The organism is Kitasatospora sp. NPDC088742 (genome assembly GCF_055584905.1).
This window is the reverse complement of sequence record NZ_JBVJLD010000030.1, coordinates 16,836-38,425: the sequence shown is the minus strand read 5'-3', so window position 1 is coordinate 38,425 and position 21,590 is coordinate 16,836. Positions and strand designations below refer to the sequence as shown.

17 protein-coding genes are annotated in these 21,590 nt (G+C 73.6%); 5 read left to right on the top strand and 12 right to left on the bottom strand.

Annotated elements, in window-relative coordinates:
• Nucleotides 1-6: 6 nt before the first annotated feature.
• Nucleotides 7-648, bottom strand: coding sequence for a hypothetical protein (locus tag ACZ6ZR_RS23035; protein WP_465645113.1), 642 nt, complete (start codon nt 646-648; stop codon nt 7-9).
• 455 nt (nt 649-1,103) lie between these two features.
• Between ACZ6ZR_RS23035 and acs the strand changes: the two genes are divergently transcribed.
• Nucleotides 1,104-3,056: an acetate--CoA ligase gene (gene acs, locus ACZ6ZR_RS23030; RefSeq protein ID WP_465645112.1), complete on the top strand. Its 1,953-nt coding sequence runs from the start codon at nt 1,104-1,106 to the stop codon at nt 3,054-3,056.
• A 196-nt stretch (nt 3,057-3,252) separates the two neighbouring features.
• Here the strand turns inward: acs and ACZ6ZR_RS23025 are convergent, their stop codons facing one another.
• Nucleotides 3,253-4,431: a serine hydrolase domain-containing protein gene (locus ACZ6ZR_RS23025; protein ID WP_465645110.1), complete on the bottom strand. Its 1,179-nt coding sequence runs from the start codon at nt 4,429-4,431 to the stop codon at nt 3,253-3,255.
• A 321-nt stretch (nt 4,432-4,752) separates the two neighbouring features.
• Here ACZ6ZR_RS23025 and nhaA point away from each other — a divergent pair, with 321 nt between their 5' ends.
• The 4 genes from nhaA (at nt 4,753) to ACZ6ZR_RS23005 (ending at nt 8,325) form a co-directional block, all read left to right on the top strand.
• Complete coding sequence (gene nhaA / locus ACZ6ZR_RS23020) at nt 4,753-6,051, top strand: Na+/H+ antiporter NhaA (RefSeq protein ID WP_465645108.1); 1,299 nt, start codon at nt 4,753-4,755, stop codon at nt 6,049-6,051.
• Nucleotides 6,052-6,295: 244 nt separating this feature from the next.
• Nucleotides 6,296-6,772, top strand: a complete 477-nt coding sequence (locus ACZ6ZR_RS23015; protein ID WP_465645106.1) for a phage holin family protein — start codon at nt 6,296-6,298, stop codon at nt 6,770-6,772.
• 112 nt (nt 6,773-6,884) lie between these two features.
• Entirely contained in the window at nt 6,885-7,844 is a 960-nt protein-coding gene (locus ACZ6ZR_RS23010) for an alpha/beta fold hydrolase (protein ID WP_465645104.1), read from the top strand.
• A 262-nt stretch (nt 7,845-8,106) separates the two neighbouring features.
• Nucleotides 8,107-8,325: a hypothetical protein gene (locus tag ACZ6ZR_RS23005; protein WP_465645102.1), complete on the top strand. Its 219-nt coding sequence runs from the start codon at nt 8,107-8,109 to the stop codon at nt 8,323-8,325.
• 18 nt (nt 8,326-8,343) lie between these two features.
• On the opposite strand, the gene ACZ6ZR_RS23000 is transcribed toward ACZ6ZR_RS23005, so the two are convergent.
• From ACZ6ZR_RS23000 to ACZ6ZR_RS22955, 10 genes are all read right to left on the bottom strand, one after another.
• Complete coding sequence (locus ACZ6ZR_RS23000) at nt 8,344-9,045, bottom strand: metal-dependent hydrolase (protein WP_465645100.1); 702 nt, start codon at nt 9,043-9,045, stop codon at nt 8,344-8,346.
• A gap of 160 nt (nt 9,046-9,205) precedes the next feature.
• Nucleotides 9,206-10,390, bottom strand: a complete 1,185-nt coding sequence (locus tag ACZ6ZR_RS22995; RefSeq protein ID WP_465645099.1) for a MarP family serine protease — start codon at nt 10,388-10,390, stop codon at nt 9,206-9,208.
• A 121-nt stretch (nt 10,391-10,511) separates the two neighbouring features.
• Nucleotides 10,512-11,162 (bottom strand): NUDIX hydrolase, encoded by a 651-nt coding sequence (locus tag ACZ6ZR_RS22990; RefSeq protein WP_465645210.1) that lies wholly within the window; start codon nt 11,160-11,162, stop codon nt 10,512-10,514.
• Between the two features lie 11 nt (nt 11,163-11,173).
• A complete protein-coding gene (gene nth / locus ACZ6ZR_RS22985; RefSeq protein ID WP_465645097.1) occupies nt 11,174-12,004 on the bottom strand; it encodes an endonuclease III in 831 nt (276 codons plus the stop codon).
• 99 nt (nt 12,005-12,103) lie between these two features.
• Nucleotides 12,104-12,619 carry a flavin reductase family protein gene (locus ACZ6ZR_RS22980; protein WP_465645095.1) on the bottom strand — a complete coding sequence of 172 codons (516 nt, stop codon included), beginning with the start codon at nt 12,617-12,619 and terminating at the stop codon, nt 12,104-12,106.
• Nucleotides 12,620-12,718: 99 nt separating this feature from the next.
• Nucleotides 12,719-14,035, bottom strand: a complete 1,317-nt coding sequence (locus ACZ6ZR_RS22975; RefSeq protein WP_465645093.1) for an ATP-grasp domain-containing protein — start codon at nt 14,033-14,035, stop codon at nt 12,719-12,721.
• A complete protein-coding gene (locus ACZ6ZR_RS22970; protein WP_465645091.1) occupies nt 14,032-15,789 on the bottom strand; it encodes a thioesterase domain-containing protein in 1,758 nt (585 codons plus the stop codon). The genes ACZ6ZR_RS22975 and ACZ6ZR_RS22970 overlap by 4 nt, the downstream gene beginning before the upstream one ends.
• Entirely contained in the window at nt 15,786-18,890 is a 3,105-nt protein-coding gene (locus tag ACZ6ZR_RS22965) for an amino acid adenylation domain-containing protein (RefSeq protein ID WP_465645089.1), read from the bottom strand. The genes ACZ6ZR_RS22970 and ACZ6ZR_RS22965 overlap by 4 nt, the downstream gene beginning before the upstream one ends.
• On the bottom strand, nt 18,887-19,999 hold the full coding sequence (locus ACZ6ZR_RS22960) for a MupA/Atu3671 family FMN-dependent luciferase-like monooxygenase (RefSeq protein WP_465645087.1): 1,113 nt from the start codon (nt 19,997-19,999) through the stop codon (nt 18,887-18,889). Before ACZ6ZR_RS22960 ends, ACZ6ZR_RS22965 begins: the two co-directional genes overlap by 4 nt.
• A complete protein-coding gene (locus ACZ6ZR_RS22955) occupies nt 19,996-21,561 on the bottom strand; it encodes an amino acid adenylation domain-containing protein (RefSeq protein ID WP_465645086.1) in 1,566 nt (521 codons plus the stop codon). Before ACZ6ZR_RS22955 ends, ACZ6ZR_RS22960 begins: the two co-directional genes overlap by 4 nt.
• Nucleotides 21,562-21,590 lie beyond the last annotated feature (29 nt).

Here is a 21,590-nt window from a genome sequence, read left to right as displayed (position 1 = left end):
GATCCCCTACCCGGCCAGGAGGTTGGCCAGGTCCGCCGGCGTCACGTACCCGGGCCAGCGGCCGTCGGAGAAGAGCTGCACTCCGGCGTCCTGGTAGCACTGGTCGACCAGTTGGGAGCAGATCATGTGGCGGCTGTCCGCCACGTAGGCCCTGATCAGCAGGCCGACCGGGAGGTGGAAGCGGTGCGCGGCGAGGGCGGCGTAGTCGGCCACGCTGTAGGGGGTGCCGACGTAGCCGAGGGCCGCGGCGACGATCGCCCGGCGCTGGTCGTCCGTCAGCGGGATTCGGCCGGTGGACCAGCGGACCGGCCGGCCGTCCGAGTAGACCGAGAGGGGGCGGAGCTCGGCTCCGCCCGGCTGAGCCTCGACCAGCTCCTCGTTCCCCACGTGGACGAAGGCGTGCTCGAAGTCGGCGAAGCCGTCTCCGTTGAGCCACTGGCCGATCCGGATCGCGCGGCCACCCCGGCCGCCCATCCGGACCACCGCGAAGTCGCCCGGGAGGGGCCGCACTTCGGTCGTGGTGGCCGACTCGGAGAGCGAGGGGGAAGCGGCTTCGGGAGACAGGGTGAGGGTGTCAGGAGAGCCGTCGGGTGAGGGGCCGGAGAGCGGGGAGGAGGGCTCGGTCGGCGGGACCGGTGCGGTGGGCATGGCTGTCCCCCTGCCACGGTGGGGAGCGGCCGACCCAGTGCCGGCCGGGCCCCGTCCGCCCTGACAGTGGAGTACCAGTCTGACGAGCCGTCAATGCCTTCCGCAGCCTCACCCCATTCGGTTCCGCCGCCATCTGACGGAGCCTGTGCCGATGTGCCCCGGGCGGCACTCCCGCCCCAGGGCCACCCACCACAGCCATCCACCGGCGGCGCCCACCGCAGCAATCCACCACAGTCGCCCACCGCAGGCAGGAGGCCCGTAGCCCCTCACCCCGCCCGGGATCCCCCGCACCTGGCGTCCATCCCCTGGTCACATGCCGGCCAAAGGTCTACACCAATTATCGGGCGCCTCTTGTCAACATGCCGGTTCGCCTGGTGAGCTGTGCGCTGGGACACACGGGACAATCCCTCCGCACGGGGTTCCCCGCAGCATTGAGACTCGATGAGGAGTGCGCGTTGAGCAACGAGAGCCTGGCCAACCTGCTCAAGGAGGAGCGTCGCTTCGCGCCGCCCGCGGAGTTGGCGGCCAACGCGAACGTCACCGCGGCCGCGTACGCGCAGGCCTCCGAGGACCGGCTCGGCTTCTGGGCCGAGCAGGCCCGTCGGCTCAGCTGGGCGGTCGAGCCCACCGAGACCCTGGACTGGTCGAACCCGCCGTTCGCCAAGTGGTTCGCCGACGGCAAGCTCAACGTGGCGTACAACTGCGTGGACCGGCACGTCGAGGCCGGCAACGGCGACCGGGTCGCGATCCACTTCGAGGGCGAGCCGGGCGACTCCCGCTCCATCACCTACGCCCAGCTCAAGGACGAGGTCTCGCAGGCCGCCAACGCGCTGCTGGAGCTCGGCGTCCGCAAGGGCGACCGGGTCGCGGTCTACCTCCCGATGATCGCCGAGGCGGTCGTCGCGATCCTCGCCTGCGCCCGGATCGGCGCCACCCACTCGGTGGTCTTCGGCGGCTTCTCGGCCGACGCCGTCGCCTCCCGGATCACCGACGCCGACGCCAAGGTGGTCATCACCGCCGACGGCGGCTACCGCCGCGGCAAGCCGTCCGCGCTGAAGCCGGCCATCGACGAGGCCCTCACCAAGGTCGAGGGCGTCGAGAAGGTCCTGGTCATCCGCCGCACCGGCCAGGACGTCGAGTGGACCGAGGGCCGCGACTTCTGGTGGCACGAGCTGGTGGAGCGTCAGTCCACCGAGCACACCCCCGAGGCGCACGACGCGGAGCACCCGCTCTTCATCCTCTACACCTCCGGCACCACGGGTAAGCCCAAGGGCATCCTGCACACCTCCGGCGGCTACCTGACCCAGGCCGCCTACACCCACCACGCGGTCTTCGACCTCAAGCCGGAGACCGACGTCTACTGGTGCACCGCGGACATCGGCTGGGTCACCGGCCACTCCTACATCGTCTACGGCCCCCTCGCCAACGGCGCCACCCAGGTCATCTACGAGGGCACCCCGGACACCCCGCACCAAGGCCGGTTCTGGGAGATCGTGCAGAAGTACGGCGTCACCATCCTCTACACGGCGCCGACCGCGATCCGCACCTTCATGAAGTGGGGCGACGACATCCCCGCCAAGTTCGACCTGTCGAGCCTGCGGGTGCTGGGCAGCGTCGGCGAGCCGATCAACCCCGAGGCCTGGGTCTGGTACCGCGACCACATCGGCGCGGGCAGGACCCCGATCGTCGACACCTGGTGGCAGACCGAGACCGGCGCGATGATGATCAGCCCCCTGCCGGGCGTCACCGAGACCAAGCCGGGCTCTGCCCAGCGCGCCCTCCCGGGCATCGCGGCCACCGTCGTCGACGACGAGGCCCGCGAGGTGCCCAACGGCTCCGGCGGCTACCTCGTCCTGACCGAGCCGTGGCCGTCGATGCTCCGCACCATCTGGGGCGACGACCAGCGCTACATCGACACCTACTGGTCGCGGTTCGAGGGCCGCTACTTCGCGGGTGACGGCGCCAAGAAGGACGAGGACGGCGACATCTGGCTGCTCGGCCGCGTCGACGACGTGATGCTGGTCTCCGGCCACAACATCTCCACCACCGAGGTCGAGTCCGCCCTGGTCGGCCACCCGGCCGTGGCCGAGTCCGCCGTGGTCGGCGCCACCGACGCCACCACCGGCCAGGCGATCGTCGCGTTCGTGATCCTGCGCGGCACCGCCACCGAGAGCGAGGAGCTGGTCGCCGAGCTGCGCAACCACGTCGGCAAGACCCTCGGCCCGATCGCCAAGCCGAAGCAGATCAAGGTGGTCAGCGAGCTGCCGAAGACCCGCTCCGGCAAGATCATGCGCCGTCTGCTCCGCGACATCGCCGAGGGCCGCGAGGTCGGTGACACCACCACCCTCGCCGACGCCTCGGTGATGAACACCATCCAGTCCCAGCTCCCGGCCAACGACCAGGGCTGACCGTCGGCGAGCGGCCCCGGCGGTCGACCGTCAACCGGCCGGCCGTCGCAACGAGCTGACGCTCCGCCAGGGCCCCGCCCCGGCAGCGGAGCAGGTCCTGGTGGTGCCCGTGGCACCGGGCACCACCAGGACCGCCACACGGCCACGGCACGGCCACGGCACGGCGGCCCAGCGGCCCCCGCAGCCCCGCCGCCCACTACCCCGCCAGGCGGCGCAGCGTCCCGTACGCGGTCTGGGTGAAGCGCCGCCGCAGCCCCGGCAGGGTGCTGGCCATCGCCACCAGCCCCACCTGGGCCACCGGGTTGAAGCCCGCGAAGACCGCCGAGGGCGCTCCGCTCCCGGCGCTGTCGCCCCGCCCGACCCGGCCGCGGGCCGAGCCGGTCGAGCCCGCGTGGTAGAGCAACTCGCCGTCCTCCACCGGTCGCTGGTTCCACGTCAGGGCGATCCGCACCCCGCCCCTCCCCCCACTGCCCCGCCGCCGCTCCACCCGGGGCAGCCGGACCTCCCGCAGGGCCGAGCGCAGCGCCGCCGCCGCACCACCGCGCTCCGGGATCGGTACCGCGTCCACCGCCAGATGGGCCTGGAGGTAGCGCAGCATGTCGTCCGGCGTCGAGCTGAGGGCCGCCGCGCCGGGCAGGGCCGGCAGGCGGAAGGAGGCGACCCGGCGTCCGCGCCGGTAGCCGGAGGACGGTTCGCGGTCCTCCGCGCAGGAGGTGTCGACCAGACCGAGCGGACCGCAGACCCGGCCCGCCAGCAGTTCCTCGTACCGCAGGCCGGCCGCGTTCTCCAGGGCCAGGCCGAGCAGTCCGCAGCCCAGACTGGAGTAGCGGTACTGCGCGCCCGGCATGCCGCGCACGGGTGTCCGGGGCAGCGCCCGGAGCAGGTGCGGGCGGCTGAAGCTCGCGTACGGGTCGGTGAACCAGCGCGGTACCGCGGCCGGGGTGAGGCCGACCGGGAGCCTGGGCAGTCCGGAGGTGTGGGTGGCGAGGTGGAGCAGGGTGATCGGGCGCTCCTGCGGGTAGCCGGGGAGCGAGTCGGCCGGGAGGTAGCGGTCGATCGGGTCCTCGTAGCGGACCTCGCCCCGGGCCACCATCTCGGCGAGCAGGAGTCCGGTGAAGGTCTTGGTGACGGAGCCGAGGGCGAAGCGGGTGTCGGCCCGGACCGGGCGGGAGGCTGAGCGGTCGGCGTAGCCCCGGCAGACCACCGTCCGCTCGCCGCCCCGGATGACGGCGACGGCGATGCCGCCGCCCGGTGCCGCCCCGCTGAACAGCGGCCGGAGCAGCTGGGCGAGCTCGGGGGAGAGCGCCGAGGTGGACGGCGAGGAGGACGGCGGCGCGGGCGGCGCGGGTATGGGGGTGGGCTGCTGACTGACCATCACGTGCTCCCGGGGGGACGAGCTGGCGCCCGTTCTGGGCGGCACACTGCCCCGACCATAGGAACGCCCCGGGAGCGTCGCACGACGCTGCGGCCATTCGAGCGAGCGCACGGCGGGCGCCGTGAGCGCGCGGGCGGAAGGCGGCCACGTTCATAAAATAGGCAAACCGGACGCCGCCTCAGGGTTCCCGGACCGAGCCCGATAAGCTGTCAAAAACACAACAAGATCTCTGAGGCGCGCCGGGAAGTCTGGTCGGCACCACACCACCCGTGTGTCCACAGCCGTGGGCCCACCGCCGCCCCGCCCTGGAGGTCCACAGCCGTGGCCACGCCGCCGCCCGCCCCGCCCCGCCGTCAGTTCCTCGGCAGGCTCTCGCTCCCCGAGCGGACGTACATCGCAGACGCCCTGCGCACCGAGACCGTCGGCGGCGTCCTCCTCCTGTTGGCCGCGACCGCCGCCCTCGTCTGGGCGAACGTCTGGCCGGACGCCTACGAGAGCGTCAAGGAGTTCACCATCGGGCCGTCCGCCCCGCTCCACCTCGACCTCTCGCTCGACGCCTGGGCCAAGGACGGCCTGCTGACGATCTTCTTCTTCGTGGCCGGGATCGAGCTGAAGCGCGAGTTCGTGGCCGGTGAGCTGCGCAATCCCGCGGCGGCCGCGCTGCCGGTGGTGGCGGCGGTCTGCGGCGTTGCGCTGCCCGCGGTGGTCTACACCCTGGCCAACGCGGGGGCCGGCGGACACCCGTCCGGCTGGGCGATCCCGACCGCCACGGACATCGCCTTCGCGCTCGGCGTGCTGGCCGTGGTGGGCAGTCACCTCCCGTCCGCGCTGCGGGCGTTCCTGCTCACCCTGGCCGTGGTGGACGACCTGATCGCGATCCTGATCATCGCGGTGTTCTACAGCTCGGGCATCAAGTTCTGGGCGCTCGGGCTCTCCTTCGCCGGGCTGGTGCTGTTCTGGTTCCTGCACCGTCGCGGGGTGCGCGGCTGGTACCTGTTCGTCCCGTTGGGCGTGGCGATCTGGGCGCTGATGCACGAGAGCGGGGTGCACGCCACGGTGGCCGGTGTGGCGATGGGTCTGATCCTGCGCTGCCACCGCGAGGAGGGCGAGAAGGTCTCCCCCGGCGAGCACATCGAGCACCTGGTGCGGCCGCTGTCGGCCGGTTTCGCGGTGCCCGTGTTCGCCCTCTTCGCCGCCGGTGTGACGGTGTCCGGCCCGGCACTCGAGGAAGTCTTCACCCAGGCGACGCCGCTCGGCATCGTGCTCGGGCTGCTGGTCGGCAAGACCGTCGGCATCTTCGGCGGCACCTGGCTGGCGGCCCGCTTCACCCGCGCCGAGCTGAACCCGCAACTCAAGTGGGCCGACCTGTTCGCGGTCTCGGTGCTGGCCGGGATCGGGTTCACCGTCTCCCTGCTGATCAGCGAGCTGGCCTTCCCCGGCGACCCGGCGCTGGCCGACCGGGCGAAGGCGGCCGTGCTGGTCGGTTCGCTGCTCTGCGCGCTGGTCGCCACCGTGCTGCTCAAGCTCCGGAACCGGCACTACCGCGCCCTCTGCGAGGAGGAGGACCGGGACTCCGACGGCGACGGCATCCCCGACGTCTACCAGCAACAGGCGAGCTGACGTCACGACAGCCGGCGGCCCCCGGCGTCAGGCCCCCGGCGTCAGGCCCTCGGCGTCAGACCCCCGGCGATGGGCAGACCCAGCCGCCTGACGGTCCGTCCGATGCCCTCCGAGCCCTGACGGGTGACACGCCGTCGCCCCTGGGGTGCCCCGGAGTGGTGCCGGACTGGCCGGTAGGGGCATGATTCAGAGCTGTCGGTACCGAACGCCGAGGACCGCAGCCCAAGCCGAAGGAGAACCGCTGATGCCCGCAGGAATCGCAGACCCGACCAGCGACGGCCGGGTGCCCTACGAGGGCGAGCGTTCGGTGGGCCAGCTGTTCGCGGCGGCCACCGCCGACCTCTCCGCGCTGGTGCACGACGAGATCGCGCTGGCCAAGGCCGAGATCCGCCAGGACGTGAAGCGCGGGGTCTCCGGCGGCGTCTCGCTGATCGTGGCGGGCGTGGTGGCGCTGGCCGCCGTCCCGATGCTGAGCGCCGCGGCCGCGTTCGGCCTGCACGCGCTGGGCCTCTCGCTGGGCTGGTCGTTCCTGATCGTGGCCGGCGCCTACCTGCTGCTGGCCGTGCTGCTCGGCCTGCTGGCGCTGCGCTCGTTCAAGCGGATCGAGAAGCCGCGCCGCACCATCGAGGGCGCCCAGAAGACCGCCGACGTGCTGAAGAACGCCCGGCCGCGCCCGGCCACCCAGGAAGAGATCGACCGGGGCCTCGGCCGCATCCGCTGAACCGACGACGCAGTCGCACCGGCGGCGGGGCCACGCTCCGGTGACGGGGCGTCAGCCCTCCGGAGCGAGTGCCGGGCGGCTGTTCCGCCGCCGGGTGTGACAGGCTCTCGGTATGTCGCTGACCGCCAACAGGCCGAACCCCGGAACGAGAGCAACCGAGATCGCCGAAACCCCGTGGGAGCTGCGTTCGGCCGGGCCGTGGAGCCACCGCGACCTGGCGGCCAACGGTGCCCGGTTCCACATCGCCGAGGTCGGCGAGGGCCCGCTGGTGCTGCTGGTGCACGGCTGGCCCGAGTACTGGTGGGCCTGGCGGCACCAGTTGACCGCGCTGGCCGAGGCCGGCTTCCGGGCCGTGGCGCTGGACCTGCGCGGGATCGGTGGCAGCGACCGCACCCCGCGCGGCTACGACCCGGGCAACCTGGCGCTCGACATCACCGGCGTGATCCGTTCGCTGGGCGAGCGGCAGGCCCACCTGGTCGGCCACGCGCTGGGAGGTTCGCTGGCCTGGGTGGCGGCCGTGATGCGGCCCTCGGTGATCCGCAGCCTGACCGTGGTCTCCGCCGCGCACCCGCGCCACCTGCGCCGGGCGCTGCTGACGGACCGTCGGCAGATGGCCGCCTTCGACCACGTCCTGAGCTTCCAGCGCCCCTGGGTCCCCGAGCGCAAGCTGGTGGCGGACGACGGCGCACTGGTGGCCGAGTACCTGGACGCCTGGACCGGCCCCAACCAGCTCGACCCGGAGGCCCTGCACGCCTACCGGCAGGCCATCCAGATCCCCAGCACCGCGCACTGCTCGATCGAGCCGTACCGCTGGCTGCTGCGCTCGATGGCCCGCCCGGACGGCATCCAGTTCGCGCGCCGGATGAAGCGCCCGATCACCGCGCCGACCCTGCACGTCCAGGGCGCGGCCGACCCGGTGCTGCTCTCCCACACCGCGCTGGGCGCCGGTGAGTACGTCGAGGCGCCGTACCGCTGGCGGCTGCTGCCGGGGGTGGGGCACTACCCGCACGAGGAGGCGCCGGAGCAGTTCTCGGCGGAGCTGGTGTCCTGGGTGCGCGAGCACCAGCCCTGACCCGTCGGCACACCGGCACCGGCACCGGCACCGGCACCGGCACCGGCACGCACGCCGGCACACCGGGACGGGCTCGCCGGAACCCCGACCTGACAACGGTCCTGACGGAGCAGCGGGCATCGGTCCGGAGGTTGACGGAGCCGGTGGACCCTCCTGACGGAGTCTCATGTCGCCAGGTTCATATGACAATCGCATAGGCCAGGCGACCGCCCGGTAGCGATTAGCCCGCCCGGCCCGGGGGCATCCATCCGGTATGACCTGGATGCCCGATCGCGAAGCTGTCGCGCGCCGACGCCGCCGTGCCGACAGCCCGCAGTACCCCTACCCCGAGACCCAAGCCGTCGACTGGCCCCGCGAGTACGACGGCCACAGCCGGATCGGCCGCCAACGCCAGGCCGCGGACGAGCACCCGCTGGGCATCCCGCGCATCCTCGGGCGGCGCGCCCGCTGGGTCGGGGCGCGCCTGCGCCGCGAGGGCTAGCGGCTGTCTCCTAGGGCCTCAGCTGAGGACCGTCGGCGAGACGGCGGTGAACCAGAGCAGCACGAAGGTGGCCACCGACATGACGGGCACCAGCACCTTGGTCTCCATCGAGTTGCCGCTGCGCTTGATCAGCACCGTCTCGTAGCGCTCCTTGTGCGGCCAGAGCAGCGGCGCGCCCTTCTTGGTGAGGCAGTCCCCCAGCAGGTGGGCCAGCGTGCCGAGGGCGACCGCGTACGGGAGCCAGCCGGGCGCGCTGGGGAGCCAGGTGTCCATGCCGGCGGTGCCGAGCACGGAGAGGCCGATGATGGTGATCCACATCGTCGGCCCGTCGCCGGGCGGGTGCAGCCGCAGGGCCCGGATGGCCAGGGCGAGCAGGAAGAACGTCATGCCCAGGGTGAAGTTGCGGCCCAGGTAGCTGATGCCCGCCCAGGTGCCGCCGCCCATCAGCGCGACGAAGAGCAGCGAGTGGGTGGCGTGCCGATGCCCGCCGGAGGCCCAGGCCACGAAGCGGCAGAGCAGCTTGGAGACCGGGCCGAGGAAGTTGGCGATGGTGCCGTCGTGGTGGTCGAGGTCCGGCAGTAGCGCGGCGCCGGCCGCCAGGACGGTGCCCATCAGGACGTCGGCGGGCGCCAGGTGGACGTCGAACAGCATCGGCGCCAGGAACGGTGCGGTGCCCGCGTACAGCATCGCCCCGCTGACCGCGTGCGAGTGACCCATCATGGGCGTTCGTCCTCCGTCGTCCCGGCCTGCTGATCCGTCGTCGGCTCCCGTTCCCCGTACGGCAGTTGCGCCGAACGGGTGAGCCGGTGGCGACGCTACCAGCCGCTGTCCGCGGAACGGCGGAGGTCACCGACAGCGGCCCGCTACGGGCGCCCGCCCCTCAGAGCGCGCAGCCCTCGGTGTCCACCCGCCCGGTGGCGGACGCGCCCGCCACCGCCTCGCTCTGCACCTCGGCGGCGGTCAGCACGTACCCGGTGTCCGAGCTGTCCAGCGACTTGGCGAACACCACGCCGAAGACCTTGCCCTCCGGGCTCAACAGCGGCCCGCCGCTGTTGCCCTGACGGACCAGCGAGCGGATCGAGTAGATGTCCCGGACCACCTGGCCGCGGTGGTAGATGTCCGAGCCGGTGGCCTTGATCCGGCCGCGCACGCGGGCGGGCTGGACGTTGAAGGCGCCGTTCTCCGGGAAGCCGGCCACGATCGCGCTGTCGTTGCTCTTCGCCTCGTCGGCGAACTCCAGCGCGGGGGCGTCCAGCTTGGGCACGTCCAGCACCGCGATGTCGCGCTGCCAGTCGTAGCGGACCACGGTGGCGTCGTAGAGCTTGCCGGTGCCGCCGATCTGCACGGTCGGCTCGTCGACACCCCCGACCACGTGGGCGTTGGTCATCACCCGGTGCGGGGCGAAGACGAAGCCGGTGCCCTCCAGGGTCTTGCCGCAGGCGGTGGCGGTGCCGACCACCTTCACCAGGCTCTGCCGGGCCCGGGTCACCACCGGGCTGGCCGCCAGCGCCGGATCGGGCGGGCTGACCTCGGTGATCTGCTCCCGCTCGAAGGGGTTGAAGACCTGGGGAAAACCGTTCCTGGCCAGGGCGTGGGTGAAGTCTCGGAACCAGTTCGGCGCGGAGGCGGGCAGGGTCGCCTGCACCCCGCCGAGCACCGTCGAACTCCGGACCTGCTTGGAGACCGTCGGCATCGAGGTGCCCGCCAGGGCCGAACCGATCAGCCAGGCCACCAGCAGCATCGAGATCACGTTGACCACCGAGCCGCCGATCGCGTCCAGGGTGCGCGCCGGGCGGCGGCCGATGTGGCCGCGCAGCTTCCACCCGAAGTGCGTGGTGACCGCCTGGCCGACCGCCGCGAAGACGATCACCACCAGCACCGCGACCACCGAGGCCACCGTGCCGGGGTCCAGGTGGCGCAGCAGCAGCGGCAGCAGCTGGACGGCGATCAGACCGCCGCCCAGGAAGCCGAGCACCGACAGCACGCCGACCACGAAGCCCTGCCGGTAGCCGGTCACGGCGAAGCCCAGCGCGGCGACGATCAGCAGAAGATCCAGGACGTTCACCCGGCTACCCTCCCACGGGCCGCCGCCCGAATGGCCGAAGGCCCGGACAAAGCCGAGGACGGAGCCGAGGACGAAGGCGAGGACGAAGGCACAGCCGCCCGCGGCTTGACGTGACCCACCGTCAGAGGCTGAGAGTGCGGGAGCTGTCCCACTCCCGCTCCAGACCGCTGTAGTGCAGCACCCGGTCGATCACCCCGGCCGTGAACCCCCAGACGAGCCGCCCCGCCACCTCGAAGGCCGGGCCGACGTGCCCGGAGGGGTGCCGCAGGCGGGCCCGGTTGGCCGGATCGGTCAGCTCGGTGATCGGCACCCGGAACACCGCGCCGGTCTCGGCCAGGTCCACCGGGGCGACCGGCGTCTCCCGCCGCCACCACCCCAGCACCGGGGTCACCACGAAGTCGCTCACCGGGATGTAGAGCGCGGGCAGGATGGCGAAGACCTGCACCCCGCTCGGGTCGAGGCCGGTCTCCTCCTCGGCCTCGCGCAGCGCGGCCGCCACCGGCCCGTCGCCCCGTGGGTCACCGTCCTCCGGGTCCAGCGCGCCGCCGGGGAAGGAGGGCTGCCCGGCGTGCGAGCGCAGCGCCCTGGCCCGCTCGATCAGCAGCAGGTCGGGCCCCGACGGTCCGTCACCGAACAGCACCAGCACCGCCGACGCCCTGCCGCCCTCGGTCGGCGGCAGGAAGCGGCTCAGCTGCTCCGGCCGGACGGTCTCCGCCGCCTCGCGCACCGGCACCAGCCACTCCGGCAGCCCGTCCCGCTCCACCCGCACCATCTGACGCCCGGTCACTCCGCCTCCGCCTCCCCCACGGCCACCCGACCCGCCGGACGGGCGGGTTCGCCAGGGTAGTCGGCCGGAGGCCGCAGCCGCTGGCCCGGCTGGCCACCCTTCTCGTACTTCAGCAACTTCGCGGCCTTCTCCGGATCGGTCTCGCCGACCCCGTACGAGGGGCAGAGCGCCGTGATCGGGCAGGCGCCGCAGGCCGGACGGCGGGCGTGGCAGATCCGGCGGCCGTGGAAGACCACCCGGTGCGAGAGCATCGTCCACTCCGACTTCGGGAAGATCTCCGCCACGGTGGCCTCGACCTTCACCGGGTCCTCGTCCGCGGTCCAGCCGAACCGCCGGGCCAGCCGCCCGAAGTGGGTGTCCACGGTGATCCCGGGGACGCCGAAGACGTTCCCCAGCACCACGTTGGCGGTCTTGCGGCCGACGCCCGGCAGCGTGACCAGGTCCTCCAGCCGGCCCGGCACCTCGCCGCCGAAGCCGTCCCGCAGCGCGATCGACAGCCCGATCAGCGACTTGGCCTTGGAGCGGAAGAACCCCGTCGGCCGGATGATCTCCTCCAGCTCCTCCGGGACCGCCGCCGCCATGTCCTCCGGCGTCGGGTACTTGGCGAACAGCGCCGGAGTCGTCTGATTCACCCTCAGGTCGGTGGTCTGCGCCGACAGCACCGTCGCCACCAGCAGCTCGAAGGGGTTCTCGAAGTCCAACTCCGGATGCGCGTACGGATACTCCTCCGCCAGCGCCCGGTTGATCTTCCGGGCTCGGCGCACCATCGCCAGGTGCGACTCCGGCTTCCTCGGCTTCGCGGCCCGCACGGCCTTGATCTCTGCCATGACCGAAGGCTACGCCGGTTCACCCGCGACCCGTGGCGGTTCGACCCCGGAGCCGGCGGTCCCAAGGTCAGGCGGTGCCGGCCGGAACACCGGGCCCGGTCAGGCTGCCCCGGGGGTGTGGAAGCCGCGGCGGTACCAGAGCAACGGGTCGGCGGCGCTCCCGGTGTGGATCCCGACGAGTTCGCCGAGGACCAGGTCGTGGTCACCGGCGGCCAGGACGTCCGCCCGGCGGCAGCGGAAGGCCGCGGTGGCGTCCGGCAGGTAGGGGGTGTCGGAGTCCGGCCAGGGCTGGAAGCCGCCGGCCGCGGCGAAGCGGTCGATGCCGCGCTCGGCGAACGCACGGGCCGTGGCCCGGTGTTCGGCGCCGAGCAGGTTGACCACGAACTCGTCGGCGGTGGTGAGCGCCGGGTGGCAGCTGGAGGTGCGGCCGATCCCGACCAGCAGCAGCGGGGGCTCCATCGAGACGGAGGTGACGGCGCTGGCGGTGAAGCCCCAGCGCCGACCGGTCGGGTCCACCATGGTGACGATGGTGATCGGGGCGGCCAACAGGGCCATGGCGTCCCGGAATTCGGCCGCGCCGATCGGGGCGGGCGGCGCCTGGGTCGACGTGCTCACAGGATGCTCCTCGTGGGTGTCGGGTCGGTCCCGCCGGGCCGCTCGGGTGCGAGCGGGACAGGCGGTCGGGCGAGCGGAACCGGCGGCGGTCGGGCGCGGTCAGCGCACCAGGTCGCCGGCGGACAGCCGGTGGGTGCCGGCGGCGAACTCGAAGTCGTAGCCGAGGACGGACAGCGCCCGCTCGACCAGCGCGGCCATCTCCTCGTGGTCGGCGGCGCTCCCCCAGAGCAGGTCCAGGGGCTGGGTCATCACCCCGCCGGGCAGCTGGTCACCGATCCGGCGGTAGCCGCGGTAGCCGTCGATGCCCGGCAGCTGCCGCACCTCCTGCTCGCCGTGGACGGCGGCGAGCCGGGCCGGTTCGGTGGGGGCAAGCCCGTAGCGGAGGAAGTGCACCCGCTCGGGGCGCAGCCGGGGTGCCCGGACCCGTTGGCCGAGGGCCAGCAGGGCGGCGATCCGGACCAGGTCCACCCCGCAGGCGTACAGGGCGAGTTGGTTGACGTGCCCGCCGATCCGGCCGTTCACCTCGATCAGCCGCGGGCCGGCCGGGGTGAGCTTGACCTCGGTGTGGGTGAGGCCGACGGTGACCCCGAGCGCGGTGAGCGCCCGGCCCGCCAACTCCTTGATCTCCGCCTCCTCGTCGGCGCCGAGGGCGGCCGGCCAGTACACCCCGGCCTCCCGGAACGGCGGCACCAACGGGTACTTCCCGGACACCGCGAGATGGGTGACGCCCTGTGGGGTGCAGACGCTCTCCACCGCGACGTAGTCGCCGAACGGCAGGCCGGTGCGGCCCTCCAGCAGCTCCTCCACCACGAACACCGGGCCGGCGCCGTCGGCCGGCACCGCGGCGAACGCCTCGGGCAGCAGCCGGGCCGCGTCCTCCTCGGTGCGCAGAACGTAGGTCGCCCGGCTGCCCTCGCCGCGCACGGGCTTGACGATCGCCGGCAGGCCGGTGCCGGCCACCGCGGCCGGCCAGTCGTCGACCGAGTGCAGCGTCCGGCTGCGGACCTCGTCCACCCCGGCGGCGCGCAACCGTTCGCGCTGGCGGGCCTTGTCGGTGAGCAGCAGCGCGGTCTCCGGGGTGTGCCCGGGGAGGCCGAGGCCCTCGGAGAGGGCGGCGGCGGTGCGCAGCATGGACTCGCTGAAGGTGAGCACGGCGGCCGGGGCGAGCGCCCGGGCGGTGGCCAGGTCCTGCTCCGGGTCCCCGGTCAGCGGGTGGACGGGGCCGAGCTCCTGGAGCACCGGACGGAGGTCGGCGGTGTGCTGGGAGTCGGCCGTCAGGAAGACGGGGGTGCCGAGGCCGGCCAGGCCGGCGGCGATCTCACCGGGCGACACGGCACCGCGGTCGTACACCACGGCGACGATCGGCCCGGTGACCTGAGCGGTGGCCGGAGCGGTGGCCGGAGCGGTGGCGTTCACGCGAGGTCCTCCCGGTACTCGAGAGCGGTGATGCCGAAGGTGAAGCCCATGCCGCTGGAGGCGACCAGGATCAGGTCGCCGTGGCGCAGCGTCTGACGGTCCGCCAGTTCGCGCAGGCAGACGATGCTGTCGGCGGAGGCCATGTGACCGAGCCGGCCGTAGGTGAAGACGCTGCGCTCCTCGGGCAGGCCGAGTGCCTCCAGCAGGCGCAGCTGGATGTTGCGGTCGCCCTGGTTGATCAGCAGGTACCCGATGTCCTCGCGCTTGCGGCCCACCGCCGCCAGGGTCCGGTCGGCCAGCTGGACGAAGTTCTCCAGGTAGACCGCGCCGAGGCCCTCGCGGGTGCCGGCCCGGCGGAAGGCCGGGCCTTCGGGACGGTGCTCGCCGGCCCAGAAGTCGGCCCAGCTCGGATCGGTGCGCATGGCCGAGTGCAGGTGCCGGTAGCGGCCGTCCGGGCCGACCAGGACGGCCGCGCCGGCGTCACCCGCGTTGAACAGCGGACGGGTCTCGGGGTCCCGGTAGTCGACCAGCCGGCCGAGCCGGTCGCCGAGCAGCAGCAGGGTGTACCCGCCGCGCAGGGTGACCTGGTCGGCGGCGACCTGGAGGGCGGCCATGCCCGCGTTGCAGAAGTTGCCGAGCTCGAAGCAGTGCGCCTGCTCGATGCCGAGCTCGTGGGCGATCTTGGCGGCGGGCGACCAGGCCGGCCGGTCCCAGACGCCGGAGCCGGCGTAGATGACGTGGGTGATCTCCGACCGGTCGACGCCGCTGCGGGCGAGGACCGCCTCGGCGGCGTCCCGGGTGATCTCCCAGGCGGTCTCGTCCGGGCCGAGGACCGGGATCTCCCGGGTGCCGGCGGTGATCCGCAGGACGTCCTCGAGCGGCAGGCCGGACTCGGCGCTCATCCGCTCGACGGTGACCCGGCCGGCCGGGAAGCGGACGTCGAGGTCGATGATCGCGCTCGGGCCGGCCGCCGTGAGGGGCCGGGCGGGGGAAGGGGTCGGCACGGGTGCCTCCGGGGTGCGGGCGCTGGTGGTGGCCAGGACGGCGGCCACCACCTCGGCCGGTCCGTCCGGCCAGTCGCGCAGGTGGAAGTGGTCTCCGGGGAAGAGCCGCAGGTCGGCTCCGCCGGTGGTGTGGTCGGCCCAGGCCGCCGCCTCGGCCACCGTGGTGGTCGGATCGGCGTCGCCGAGCAGGACGGTGATCGGGGCGGCCACCACGGCGGCCGGGTCGGTCCGGTGGTCCCGGACCGCCCGGACGTCGGCCCGCAGCGCGGGCAGGGCGAGCCGCAGCAGGCCCTCGTGGCCGAGCAGCCGGGGGTCGGTGCCGGCCATCCGCCGCAGGGCGGCCAGCAGTTCGGCGTCGGTCTCCGGCCAGCGTTCGGTGCGGTGCCTGGACGGTGCGCGGCGGCCGGAGAGCACCAGGTGATCCGGGGTCAGGCGGCGGGCCAGCTCGAAGGCCAGCACGGCGCCCATGCTGTGACCCAGCAGCACCAGCGGGCGGCCGCCCAGCGGCGGCGCCTCGTCCGCCAGGGCACCGGCCACGCCGTCCGACAGGGCGTCCAGCGACTCGAACGGCGGCTCGCCCAGCCGGTCCTGACGGCCCGGGTACTGCACGGCGAGCACCTCGGCCCGGCCCTCCAGGTAGCGGGAGAGCGGCCGGAAGAAGGCCGCCGAACCGCCGGCGTGCGGAAGGCAGAGCAGCCGGGGCAGGCCGGCCGGAGCGGGGTGGAACCGGCGGATCCAGGGTCGGGTCATCCGGCGGTGATCTCCCGCAGCAGTGCTTCGATCGCGGTGGCCAGTTCGTGGCCGGCCGCCACGTCCACCTTGGCCGGGTCGACCTTGACGTCGAGCTTCCACTGGTCGGAGCCGGTCAGGCGGCCGACCTCGACCGAGACCGGGAAGCTGTTGCGGTCGCTGAGCCACCATTCGCCGGTGCTCAGGTGGTCGAGCTCGGCGACCGCGTCGGCGGGCGCGAAGCTGGTGAAGTTGAACAGCGCCGTGAACGGGACGGTGCCGGTCGCCTTGCGGATCTTGGCGAGCGGGAAGCGGCGGTGGGCCAGCAGGCCCTGCTCCGCCGCGAAGACGGCCCGGACCAGCTCCCGCCCGGGACGGCCGGCCAGGTCCACCCGGAGCGGCACGGTGTTCAGGAACAGGCCGAGCGCGGCCTCGGCGCCGGTCACCTCGGGCCGGCCGTTGACCACCAGCCCGGTGACCACGTCCTTGTCCCCGGTGAGCCGGCCGAGCGCGGCCAGGTGGGCCGCCAGGTAGACGCTCTTGACCGGGGTGCCGAGTTCGGCGGCCAGGGCACCGACCCGCTCCACCAACTCGCCGGGCAGCAGCAGCCGCAGGTGCGGGTCGAGCCCTCCCGGAGCGGCGGCGGGGGCGGGCAGCGCGGTGGCGGTGGCGCCGTCCAGCAGCTCGGCCCAGTACCGCCCGGCTTCCGGCGCCTCGGTCTCGGCAGCCTCCAGTTCCACGAACTCCCGGTACCGCACCGGCTGCTGACCCGGCCTCAGGGCGGGCAGCGCGGGCAGGCCGGACAGCTCGCGGTCGTAGCCGGTGAGCAGCTCGGTCATCAGGAGGGCGAAGCTCCAGCCGTCGAGGATGGAGTGGTGGGCCGAGACGGCGAGGTGGAAGTCCTCCTCGCCGTGCTGCAGCACGTGGCAGCGGAGCAGCGGCCCCTGGGTCAGGTCGAAGCCGTTCCGCCACTGCTCCCGCCACCAGGCGCGGACTGCCGCCGCGGGCTCCTGGCCGGACTGGACGGGCACCTGCTGGGCCGTCAACTCCACGGCGGGGAGCACGTGTTGCACGACCTGCCGGTGGCTGCCCAGGTCGAAGGAGGTGCGCAGGATCTCGTGCCGTTCGGTGAGCGCCCGGAGCGCGCGGTCCAGGGCGGGCAGCTCCAACGGGCCCCGCACCCGGACGGTCTCCAGGTCGTGGTAGAGCGTCGGGTCGCCGCTGAGCTTGGCGTGGAAGATGATGCCCTGCTGGAGCGCGGAGGCCGGATAGACCGCCTCGACCCCGTCCGGAACCGGGAACTCCTGGCGAGGCTCGGCCGCACCGGCCCCAGCGGCGCCGGCGTCCTCGACCCCGGCCTGCTCGCGGCACCAGGCGGCCAGCCCGGCGACGGTCGGGTGGGCGAACAGGGCCACGACGGTCAGCGGCAGACCCGCCTCACGGGCCCGGGCCACCACCGGGATGGCGCGGATGGAGTCCCCGCCGAGGGCGAAGAAGCTCTCCTCCCGGCCGATGTCGGCCACCCCGAGCTGCTCGGCCCACAGGCCGGCGATCTGCTGCTCCAGCGGATCGGCCGGTGCCGTGCGGGCCAGACCGGCGGACCGGGCCGGGCCCGCCGGGGCGGGCAGCGCGGCCCGGTCGAGCTTGCCGTTGACGGTGATCGGCAGGGCGGCCAGCCCGACGAAGGCGGACGGCACCATGTGCGCGGGCAGCCGGGCCGCGAGCAGCTCACGGAGTCCGGCCGAGACCTCGGCGGGCTCGGCGGACGGCTCCGTGGCCCCGGCGCCGACCCAGTAGGCGACCAGGCGCTGTTCGTCGGCCTCGTCCTCACGGACCACCACGACCGCCTCGCGGACCGCCGGGTGCTCCAGGAGGGCCGCCTCGATCTCGCCCAACTCGATCCGGAAGCCGCGCAGTTGGACCTGCCCGTCGGACCGTCCGTGGAAGTACACCTCGCCCGAGGCGTCCGGCTCGGCCAGGTCACCGGTGCGGTAGAGCCGGGCGCCCGGGGCGCCGAACGGGTCCGGCAGGAAGCGCTGTTCGGTCAGCTCGGGCCGGTTGAGGTAGCCGCGGGTGACGCCGGCCCCGCCGACGTACAGCTCGCCGACCTCGCCGGGGGCGACCGGCTGCAGGTACTCGTCCAGCACGTGCAGGGTGAGGTCGGCCAGCGGGCGGCCGATCGGGCTCTGCCGCAGGTCGAGGTCGGCGCGCCGGATCCGCCGGACCGTGACGTGCACGGTGGTCTCGGTGATCCCGTACATGTTGACCAGCTGCGGCCGCTCGTCGCCGTAGTGGCCGACCCAGCGGCGCAGGGTGGCCGGTTCGAGCTTCTCGCCGCCGAAGACGACGGCGCGCAGCGCGGTGTCCGGGAAGCCGACGGCCTCCGCCGTACGGGCCAACTGCCGGAAGGCGGACGGGGTCTGACTGAGCATGGTGACCCGCTCGTCGATCAGCAGGCGCAGGAACGCCTCCGGGTCGCGGCTGACCGCGTACGGCACCACGACCACCCGGCCGCCGTACAGCAGGGCGCCCCACAGCTCCCAGACCGAGAAGTCGAAGGCGATGGAGTGGAACATCGTCCAGACGTCCTCGGCGTCGAACCCGAACTCCTGCTCGGTGACCGAGAACAGCCGGGTGACGTGCGCGTGCTCGACCACCACGCCCTTGGGGCGGCCGGTGGAGCCGGAGGTGTAGATGACGTAGGCGGTGTCCGAAGGGCCGGCGCCGCTGTCCGGGGCGGTGCCGGGCTCGGTGGCGAGGCTCGGGTCGGCCGGGTCGACGGTCTCCAGGCCGAGCTCCGGCACCCGGTCGCCGACCACCAGGCGGGCACCCGCGTCGGCGACGGTCGCGCGCAGCCGGTCCAGCGGGTAGCGCGGGTCCAGGGGCAGGTAGCCGGCACCGGACTTGAGGATCCCGAGCACGCCGACCACCAGGTCGACGGTGCGTTCGGCGCAGAGCGCGACCAGCTGCTCGGAGCCCGCGCCGGAGCGGACCAACCGGTGCGCGAGCCGGTTGGCGGCCCGGTCCAGTTCGGCGTAGCTGAGGCTGCGGGTACCGTCCGAGACGGCGATCCGCTCGGGGTGGCGGGCGGCCGCCTCGGCGAAGAGCCGGTGGATGGTCATCGGGAGGTCTCCAGATCGGTCGAGGTCCCCGGGGCGGTCGGGGGCAGGTCGTCCTGGGCGAGCCGGCGGAGCCGGTCGAGGTGGGTCAGCGAGGACAGCACCCGGTCGGTGGGCACGCCGAAGTCGACCAGGCAGGCGATCTCGTCCACGCCGATCTCCCGCAGCCGGCGGACCACGCCGAGCGCCTTCTCGACGCCGCCGAGCAGGCCGCCGTCGTCGTAGTAGCGGTCGAAGGCGCGGGCGACCAGGAAGTCGACGTCCTTCTCCCGCAGCTTGCTCGGGTCGATGCTGCGGGCCCCGGCCAGACCGGAGCCGAGCACCAGGCCGAGCGAGCTGCGCAGGTAGCGGGAGAGCGGGCCACGGACGGCCTCCCGCACCTCGTCGTCGTCCTCGCCGAGGAAGGCGTGCGCCATCAGGACCACGTGGCCCGGCCAGCCGTCGGCGTCCGGACGCCCGGCCACCTCCTTGCGGTAGGCGGCGATCTTCCCGGCCAGCTGGTCGAGGTCCTGTCCGAGCAGGTGGGTGAGCAGGCCGTAGCCGCGCCGGCCGGCCTCCCGGACGGTGCGCTCGTCACCGCCGCTGGTGATCCAGACCGGCAGCTCGGGCCGGACCGGCGGTGGGTAGGCCCGGACCGAGACCTGCTCGCCGGTGCCGTCCAGCACCTCCAGCTGCTCGCCGCGCCAGAGCCGGCGGACGGTGTCGGCCTGGTCGAACAGCCCGCTCTTGCGGGTCTCGTACGCGTCGGGGTTGAAGCAGAAGTCGGTCGCGTGCCAGCCCGAGGCGAGCGAGATCCCGGCCCGGCCGCCGGAGAGGTTGTCGACCACCGACCACTCCTCGGCGATCCGCAGCGGGTGGTGCAGCGCGGCGACCACGCTGCCGGCCCGGATGTCGATCCGCTCGGTGACGGCGGCGACGGCCGCTCCGGTCACCGAGGGGTTCGGGTAGGTGCCGCCGAAGGCGTGGAAGTGCCGCTCCGGGGTCCACACCGCCGAGAAGCCGTTGCGGTCCGCGAACTTGGCGCCCTCCAGCAGGAGTTCGTAGCGGCCGCCCGGGGTCTCGGCGGCGTCGCTGTCGTTGGCGAAGTAGAAGAGGCTGAAGTCCATGGTCATCCCGTCGTGATCGTCCGGCGCTCGGCGAGCCGGGCCTTGAGCGCGCCGCGGTCGGTCTTGCCGCTGGCGTTGAGCGGCAACGCGTCCAGCCGCTCGAAGCGCTGCGGCACCATGTGCACGGGGAGCCGGGCGCGCAGCCAGCGGGTCAGCGCGGTCCGGTCGAGGTCCGCCGGGCCGGTGTAGAAGGCGGCCAGGCCGACCGCGACACCCTGCTGCTCCGGGACCACCACGGCCTCGGCGACCTCGGGGTGACGGCGCAGCACGGTCTCGATCTCGCCCAGCTCGACCCGGTAGCCGCGGATCTTGACCTGGTTGTCGAGCCGGCCGAGGTGCACCCAGGCGCCGTCCTCCAGCCGGACCCGGTCCCCGGTGCGGTAGTAGTGCTCCTCGGTGAGCGGCTCGGTGCCGTCGTACACCACGGCGACGCCGTCCCGGACGGCCAGGAAGCGGCCGGCGTTGTCCTCCGGGGCGTGGTAGCCGGCGAACCGCTGGACCCCGCGGACCACCAGCTCGCCGTCCTCGGCCGGCCGGCCCTCCTCGTCCAGCACCAGCCAGTCGAGGAAGTCGTAGACCGGGCCGATCGGCACCGTGTCGTTGGAGCTGCGGGGCCACTGCCCCTCATCGGCCGGCAGCTCGAACCCGCTGCAGGCGACGGTGAGTTCGGTCGGTCCGTAGACGTTGCCGATGACCGCCTGCGGGGCGATCCGGCGCCAGGCGCGCGCCTGGTCGAGGGTGAACTGCTCGCCGATGAACAGGCTGTGGCGCAGCGTGCCGGCCACCCCGGTGAGCTTGCCGAGGCTCTGGCCGACCGACACCACCGAGGGCACCGAGAACCAGTGGGTGATCCGACGGTCCGTCAGGTACTCGACGGGCGACAGCAGTTCGGTCCGCTGCGGGACGACCAGGGCGGCTCCGGCCGCCCAGGTGACGAACAGGTCGAAGACGGACGGGTCGAAGGTCAGGTCGAAGGTGTGCGAGACCCGGTCACCGGGGCGGACGTCGTAGCGCTCCACCGAGTGCGCGACGTACGCGGAGGCGTTGCGGTGCCGGATCGGCACGCCCTTGGGCCGGCCGGTCGAGCCGGAGGTGAACAGCAGGTACGCGACCTCGTCCGGGTCGGCCGGGTGGGCGGGCAGCTCACCGGCGGCGGGCAGCCCGGCCAGGTCCGCGGCGGTGAGCGCGAGGACCGGCAGACCCTGCCAGCCCTCCGGCCCCGCGACCTGCGGGGCCCCGTTCTCGTCGGCCAGCAGCAGGTCGGCCCCGGCCAGTTCGCAGGTGGCCTGGTTCCGGGTGGCCGGGAAGCGCGGGTTGAGCGGCGTGACGCTCGCCCCCAGCCGCAGGGCGGCGAGGTAGCCCGCGTACGCGACCTCGCTGCGCATCGCCAGCAGCGCCACCCGGCGCGGGGCGCGGCCCAGCTCCCGGAGCATCCGGTCGGCGAGCGCCTCGGCCCGCTCCTCGAGCCGGCGGTAGTCGAAGGAGGTGTCGTTCACCTCCAGGGCGGTGTTCTCCGGGTGGCGGGCGGCCGACTCGGCGAACCACTCGTAGAGGGTGCGGGCACGCATGGGTACTCCTCGCTTGGGTGGGGGGTGAT

Excerpts from the sequence above, each read along its gene's own strand:
- ACZ6ZR_RS23000 (WP_465645100.1), bottom strand. The coding sequence starts at position 9,045 with ATGATGGGTCACTCGCACGCGGTCAGCGGGGCGATGCTGTACGCGGGC.
- ACZ6ZR_RS23005 (WP_465645102.1), top strand. The coding sequence starts at position 8,107 with ATGCCCGATCGCGAAGCTGTCGCGCGCCGACGCCGCCGTGCCGACAGC.
- ACZ6ZR_RS22970 (WP_465645091.1), bottom strand. The coding sequence starts at position 15,789 with ATGACCCGACCCTGGATCCGCCGGTTCCACCCCGCTCCGGCCGGCCTG.
- ACZ6ZR_RS23010 (WP_465645104.1), top strand. The coding sequence starts at position 6,885 with ATGTCGCTGACCGCCAACAGGCCGAACCCCGGAACGAGAGCAACCGAG.
- ACZ6ZR_RS23035 (WP_465645113.1), bottom strand. The coding sequence starts at position 648 with ATGCCCACCGCACCGGTCCCGCCGACCGAGCCCTCCTCCCCGCTCTCC.
- ACZ6ZR_RS23015 (WP_465645106.1), top strand. The coding sequence starts at position 6,296 with ATGCCCGCAGGAATCGCAGACCCGACCAGCGACGGCCGGGTGCCCTAC.
- ACZ6ZR_RS22990 (WP_465645210.1), bottom strand. The coding sequence starts at position 11,162 with ATGGTGCGGGTGGAGCGGGACGGGCTGCCGGAGTGGCTGGTGCCGGTG.
- nth (WP_465645097.1), bottom strand. The coding sequence starts at position 12,004 with ATGGCAGAGATCAAGGCCGTGCGGGCCGCGAAGCCGAGGAAGCCGGAG.
- ACZ6ZR_RS22965 (WP_465645089.1), bottom strand. The coding sequence starts at position 18,890 with ATGACCATCCACCGGCTCTTCGCCGAGGCGGCCGCCCGCCACCCCGAG.
- ACZ6ZR_RS22955 (WP_465645086.1), bottom strand. The coding sequence starts at position 21,561 with ATGCGTGCCCGCACCCTCTACGAGTGGTTCGCCGAGTCGGCCGCCCGC.
- ACZ6ZR_RS22960 (WP_465645087.1), bottom strand. The coding sequence starts at position 19,999 with ATGACCATGGACTTCAGCCTCTTCTACTTCGCCAACGACAGCGACGCC.
- ACZ6ZR_RS23025 (WP_465645110.1), bottom strand. The coding sequence starts at position 4,431 with ATGGTCAGTCAGCAGCCCACCCCCATACCCGCGCCGCCCGCGCCGCCG.